Here is a 7,227-nt window from a genome sequence, read left to right as displayed (position 1 = left end):
GGTCCGCGAGCACCTCGCCGCCGAGGAGGTTGTCACCGAGGTCGGCGGCGGGCTCGCCGACGCGGTGCGGGGGCTCGGCCCGCGCGAAGCCGCGCACCACGTCCTCGAGCTCGTACGGGCTCAGGCCGCCGCCGTGCTCGGGCACGACTCGGGCGCCGCCGTCGCCGCCGACCGCGCTTTCCGCGAGCTGGGTTTCGACTCCTTGACGGCGGTCGAGCTCCGCAACCGGCTGACGGCGGTGACCGGTGTCCGCCTCCCGGCCACCGTCGTTTTCGACCACCCGCACCCGCGCGCGCTGGCCGAGCACCTCCTCGGCGAGGTGTCCGGTGCCGAGACCGCCACCGCGGGCCCGGCCACGGCCGCCGCGTCCGACGAGCCGATCGCGATCGTGGCGATGGGCTGCCGCTACCCGGGGGACGTCCAGTCGCCCGAGGACCTGTGGCGCCTGATCGCCGAGGGCGCGGACGGCGTCGGGCCGTTCCCGGCCGACCGCGGCTGGGACCTGGCCGCGCTGTACGACCCGGACCCGGCGAAGCTCGGCACCAGCTACACCCGCGAGGGCGGGTTCATGACCACGGCGGCGGCGTTCGACGCCGGCTTCTTCGGCATCTCGCCGCGCGAGGCGCTCGCCATGGACCCGCAACAGCGCGTCCTGCTGGAGACGTCGTGGGAGGTGTTCGAGCGGGCGGGCATCGACCCGGATGCGTTGCGCGGCAGCGGAACCGGCGTGTTCGTCGGCGCGACGTCGTCCGGCTACGGCGTCGGCGCGCGCGACGAGTCCGGCGGCTCCGAGGGCTATCTGCTGACCGGCAGCGCCCCGGCGGTCGTGTCGGGCCGGCTGTCCTACACGTTCGGCCTGGAAGGACCGGCGGTCACCGTCGACACGGCGTGTTCGTCGTCGCTGGTGGCCCTGCACCTGGCGTGCCAGGCGCTGCGGCAGGGCGAGTGCTCGATGGCGCTGGCCGGCGGCGTCACGGTGATGGCGCACCCGGCGGCGTTCGTCGAGTTCAGCCGCCAGCGCGGCCTCGCCGAAGACGGCCGCTGCAAGTCCTTCGCGGACGCGGCCGACGGCACCGGCTGGGGCGAAGGCGTCGGCCTGGTCCTGCTTGAGCGGCTCTCGGACGCCCGGCGCAACGGCCACCCGGTGCTGGCCGTGGTCCGCGGCTCGGCCGTCAACCAGGACGGCGCCTCGAACGGCTTGAGCGCCCCCAACGGTCCTTCGCAGCAGCGCGTGATCCGCGCGGCGCTGGCCAACGCGGGTCTGTCCACTTCGGACGTCGACGCGGTGGAGGCGCACGGCACGGGCACCCGGCTCGGCGACCCGATCGAAGCGCAGGCCCTGCTGGCGACCTACGGCCGCGACCGGGACCGTCCACTGTGGCTCGGGTCGCTGAAGTCGAACATCGGCCACACCCAGTCGGCGTCCGGCGTGGCCGGCGTGATCAAGATGGTCCTCGCCATGCGGCACGGCGTCCTGCCCCGGACGCTGCACGTCGACGCGCCGTCGTCCCAAGTGGACTGGACGGCCGGGTCGGTCGAGCTGCTCACCGAGGAACGCCCGTGGGAGTCCGACGGCCCGCGCCGGGCCGCGGTCTCGGCGTTCGGGGTCAGTGGCACCAACGCGCACGTCGTCCTGGAGCAGGCCGACGCGGTAGTGCTCCCGCCATCGGGAGCGGACGCGACACCGCCGCTCGTGCCGTTGTCGGCCCGGAGCGCGACGGCGTTGCGGACCCAGGCTGAACGGCTCCGCGGCACGGACGTGGCGCCGCAGGACCTCGCGTACTCGCTGGCTTTCACGCGTGCGACGCACGACCACCGGGCGGTGCTTGTCGCGTCCGGCGAGGAGATCGACCACGCCCTCGGTGTCCTTGCCGACGGTGGTTCCGACGCAGCCGTGGTCACCGGCACGGCCGACCGGGACGCCCTGCTGGCGGTGCTGTTCACCGGCCAGGGCGCTCAGCGGGTCGGCATGGGCGAGCAGCTCTACTCTCGCTTTCCCGTCTACGCGGAGGCTTTCGACGCGGTCCTGGCCCACTTCGATCCCAAACTCCGCGAGGCCTTCACCGCCCCGGAGTTGCTGGACCGCACCGAGTTCACCCAGCCCGCGCTCTTCGCGGTCGAAGTCGCCCTCTACCGCCTGGTCGAGTCCTTCGGCGTTCGCCCAGACTTCGTGGCCGGGCACTCAATCGGCGAGATCTCGGCCGCCCACGTCGCCGGCGTGCTCTCGCTGGAAGACGCCTGCCGCTTGGTCTCCGCGCGCGCGTCCCTGATGCAGGCCCTCCAGTCCGGCGGCGCAATGGTCTCGATCGCCGCCCCGGAGTCCGAGATCGTTCTGACCGAGGGTGTCTCGATCGCGGCGGTCAACGGCCCCGAGTCAGTCGTCATATCCGGCGACGAAGCCGAGGTCCTGGCGATCGCGGCCCAGTTCCCCAAGACCAAACGCCTCGCGGTCAGCCACGCGTTCCACTCGCCGCTGATGGATCCGATGCTGGAGGAGTTCCGCGCGGTCGCCGAGTCGTTGGAGCACCGCTCTGCGACGATTCCGGTGATCTCGAATGTGAGCGGTGCTCTCGCTGAGCCCTTCACAGCCGACTACTGGGTGCGCCACGTCCGGGAAGCGGTCAGGTTCGCGGATGGCGTCTCGACGTTGGAAGCCGCCGGGGTCGGGGTCTTCCTGGAGCTGGGACCGGACGGCGTCCTCAGCGCGATGGTCCCGGGCACCGCGATCCCCGCGCTGCGGCGGGACCGCGACGAGGAGCGAACGCTCTTCACCGCGCTGGCCCGGCTGCACGTCAACGGCGTCGAGCTGGACTGGGAGAGCCTCTACGCGGGCTCCGCGGGCCGGGCCGTCGCGCTGCCGACGTACCCCTTCGAGCACCAGCGCTACTGGCTCGAACCCGCCCGCCCCCCGGCTGCCACCGACGCCGACGTCGAGTTCTGGGCCGCCGTCGAGAACGGTGACCTGGCTCGCGACCTCGCCGTCGACGAAAGTCTCGCCGACGCCATCCAGCCCGCGCTCCAGGCCTGGCGCACCCGCCACCGCGAGGCGAACACCCTCGAATCGTGGCGCTATCGCGTCACCTGGCGGCCGCACCCCATCGCCGCCGAGCGGCTGTCCGGGACCTGGCTCGTCATCGGCACCGCGCCCGCCGGGATCGCCGAAAGCCTGGCCGAGTACGGCGCCGACGTCCGCTGCCTGCCGCTCGAACGCCTCGGTGAAGTGGCCGACATCGCCGGTGCCCTCGCGTTCCCGGCGAACCTCGGCGAAGCCCTCACCGTGCTCCAAGCTGACCTGCCCGGCCCGCTCTGGTGCGTCACCACCGAAGCCGTGCGGACCGCCCGCTCCGACGCCGCACCCGACCCGACGCTGGCGCAGGTCTGGGGCCTCGGCCGGGTCGCCGCGCTCGAACTCACCGGCCGTGACATCGGCCTCCTCGACCTCCCGGCCACCCTCGACGACCGCGGCCACGCCCGGCTCGTCGGTCTCCTCGCCGCGGGCACGGGCGAGGACCAGGTGGCACTCCGGGCGTCCGGCGCGTTCGTGCCGCGGCTCGTCCGCGCCCCGGCCGGCACCGAGCCCGGCGGCTGGACCCCGCGCGGCACCGTCCTGATCACCGGTGGTACCGGTGCGCTGGGCAGCGCACTCGCCCGCAAGCTCGCCGCGGACGGTGCCCGCCACCTCCTGCTGCTCAGCCGCCGCGGACCGGACGCTCCCGGTGCGGCAGAACTCGCGACGCAGCTGCGTGACCTCGGCGCGGAAGCCGAGATCGTCGCGTGCGACGTCGCCGACCGCGCCGCACTCGCCGGAGTCCTCGATGGACGATCAGTAAAGTCGGTTTTCCACGCGGCGGGTTACGGCCGCTTCACGCCGATCACCGAATCGTCCACTGAGGACTTCGCCGAAGTCGTCAGCGCCAAGGTGGACGGCGCCGTCCACCTCGACGAGCTGCTCGGCGACGACCTCGACGCGTTCGTCCTGTTCTCGTCCATCGCGGGTGTCTGGGGCAGTGGCCACCAGGGTGCCTACGCGGCCGCCAACGCCCACCTCGATGCGCTGGCCGAACGCCGCCGTGCCGCGGGGCTCGCCGGGACGTCGATCGCCTGGGGTCCGTGGGCGGGCGCGGGCATGGGCGCGTCGGAAGAAGGCGACGAACTGCTCCGCCGTCGCGGGCTCCTCCCGCTGGACCCGGACCTGGGCCTGCGCGCGCTCCTGCAGGCCGTCGAACTGAACGAGACCACCGTCGTCGTCGCCGACGTCGACTGGGCCCGCTTCGCGCCCTCGTACGCCGCCGCCCGTACCCGGCCGCTGATGGCCGAGCTACCCGAATTCGCCGTCACCGCAGGCGAAACCGCGGCTCACGGCACGGCAGAGCTGGCCACCCGGCTGGCCGGGCTGCCTGCCCCCGAACGGCGTCGCGTGCTCCTCGAAGTCGTGCGTGCTCGCGCCGCGGCGGTCCTCGGGCACGACGGCGCCGAGGCGATCGAGCCGGTCCGGCCGTTCAAGGACCTGGGCTTCGACTCGCTCACCGCGGTCGAGCTGCGCAACGGCCTGGCCGCCGACACCGGCCTCGCGCTGCCCTCGACGCTGGTGTTCGACCACCCGACCCCGGCCGACCTGACCGACCGCCTGCTCGGCGAGATCTTCGGCGCCGACGCCCCGGAACCGGGGGCGCCCGCGACCGTGGCCGAGGTCGCCGACGACCCGATCGCGATCGTCGCGATGAGCTGCCGCTACCCGGGCGGCGTCCGCTCGCCCGAAGACCTCTGGGGGCTCGTCGGCGAAGGTCGCGACGGCATTTCCGGGTTTCCCGACGACCGCGGCTGGGACCTCGGCGCGCTCTACGACCCGGACCCGGGCAAGAGCGGCCGCAGCTACGCCCGTGACGGCGGATTCCTCGAGGGCGTGGGCCAGTTCGACGCCGCGTTCTTCGGGATCTCGCCGCGCGAGGCGCTCGCCATGGACCCGCAGCAGCGGCTGTTGCTCGAGACGGCCTGGGAGCTGTTCGAGCGCGCGGGCATCGACCCGCATTCGCTGCGCGGCACCAAAACCGGCGTGTTCGCCGGCACCAACGGCCAGGACTACGTGACCATGCTCAGCTCGGCGTCCGGCGTCGAAGGCCACCTGCTGACCGGGAACACCACGAGCGTCATCGCCGGGCGCGTCTCCTACACATTCGGCTTGGAAGGGCCTTCGGTCGCGGTCGACACCGCGTGCTCGTCGTCGCTGGTCGCGTTGCACCTGGCCTGCCAGTCGCTGCGGCAGGGTGAGTCCACAATGGCCGTTGCTGGCGGCGTCACGGTCATGTCGACGCCGGGCGCGTTCGTCGAGTTCAGCCGGCAGCGCGGGCTGGCGCCGGACGGCCGGTGCAAGCCGTTCGCCGAGGCCGCCGATGGCACCGGCTGGGCCGAGGGCGCGGGTTTGCTGCTGCTGGAACGGCTTTCCGACGCCCGCCGCAACGGTCACGAAGTCCTCGCGCTGGTAAGGGGATCGGCGGTCAACTCCGACGGCGCTTCGAACGGCCTGACCGCGCCGAACGGCCCGTCGCAGCAACGCGTGATTCGCGCGGCGCTGGCGAACGCGGGCCTGGCGTCGTCCGATGTGGACGTCGTCGAGGCGCACGGCACCGGCACGACGCTCGGCGACCCGATCGAGGCGCAGGCGGTCCTCGCGACCTACGGCCAGGACCGGGAAACGCCGCTGTGGCTCGGCTCGATCAAGTCGAACATCGGGCACACGCAAGCCGCCGCCGGGGCCGCCGGGGTCATCAAGGTCGTCATGGCGATGCGGCACGGCGTGCTCCCGAAGTCGCTGCACGTCGATGCGCCTTCGTCCCATGTGGACTGGTCGGCCGGTGCGGTCGAGCTGCTCACCGAAGCCCGCGAGTGGCCCGCCGACCGGCCGCGGCGGGCCGGGGTTTCGTCGTTCGGCATCTCGGGGACCAACGCGCACACCATCATCGAGCAGGCCGAACCCGCGCCAGTGACGGAAACACCCGAGGTGACCGATCGGCTGGTGCCGTGGCCGGTCTCCGGCCGGTCGGTGGCCGCACTGCGCGCGCAAGCCGCGAGGCTGTCCGAAGTGGACGGGACGCCCGCCGACATCGGGTTCTCCCTGGCCACCGGACGCGCCGCGCTGGACCACCGGGCCGTCGTGCTCGGCACCACGGCCGCGGACTTCCGCGCCGGGCTCGCCGCGCTCGCCCAGGGCACGCCCGCGCCCGAGGTGATCTCGGGGGAGGCGGCCACCGGACCCCTCGCGGTCCTGTTCACCGGGCAGGGCGCGCAACGCGCCGGGATGGGCCGCGAACTCTACGCCCGGTTCAGCGTCTACGCCGACGCGTTCGACGAAGCCTGCGCGCACCTCGATCCGCACCTGGAGCACTCGATCCGGGACCTCGTCTTCGCCGAGCCGGGCACCGAAAAGGCGGCGCTGCTGGACCGGACCGCCTACACCCAGACCGCGTTGTTCGCGGTGGAGCTGGCGCTGCACCGGTTGGCCGAAAGCTGGGGTGTGCACGCGGACTACCTCGCCGGCCATTCGATCGGCGAGCTGGTCGCCGCGCACGTCGCCGGAGTCCTGTCGCTGGCCGACGCCGCCGAACTGGTCGCCGCCCGCGGCCGCCTGATGGACGCGCTGCCGGACGGCGGGGCGATGGTTTCCCTGCGGGCCGGCGAAGACGCCGTGGCCGCCGAGGTGGCCAAGACCGGCGGCCGGGCGGGCATCGCCGCCGTCAACGGGCCGGGGTCGGTCGTCGTCTCCGGCGACGAGGACGTCGTGCTGGAACTGGCCGCGGGGTTCGCGGCGGCGGGCGTGCGGACCAAGCGGCTCAAGGTGAGCCACGCGTTCCACTCCCCGCGGATGGACGCGATGCTCGACGACTTCGCCGCGGTCGCGAACCGGCTGACCTACCACCCGGCCCAGCGGACCGTGGTGTCCACTGTGACCGGTGAGCTCGCCGGTCCCGAACTGTCCACTCCGGACTACTGGGTGCACCAGGTGCGGGCGTCGGTGCGGTTCGCCGACGCCGTCGCGACCCTGGCCGGCCAGGGCGTCCGGACGTTCCTCGAAGCGGGTCCGGACGCCGTGCTCAGCGCCATGGCCGCGGACTGCCTCGGCGAGGACGTCGTGGCCGTGCCGCTGCTGCGCCGCGACCGGCCGGAGGAGCGCACGTTCGCCACCGCGCTCGCCGGGCTGTGGGTCCGCGGGGTCCCGGCCGACCTCTCGGC

Annotated in this window: 1 pseudogene; it reads left to right on the top strand. The window is 73.5% G+C overall.

Annotated features, from left to right (window positions below):
• Nucleotides 1-133: 133 nt before the first annotated feature.
• Nucleotides 134-7,227: pseudogene (locus G3I65_RS04170) on the top strand (type I polyketide synthase); the annotation flags it as partial.

The sequence above is a fragment of the Amycolatopsis sp. SID8362 genome (genome assembly GCF_010550475.1).
GTDB classification, from domain to species: domain Bacteria; phylum Actinomycetota; class Actinomycetes; order Mycobacteriales; family Pseudonocardiaceae; genus Amycolatopsis; species Amycolatopsis eburnea.
Note: the sequence above shows the minus strand (reverse complement) of the source record. Positions and strands in the feature narration are given on the sequence as shown.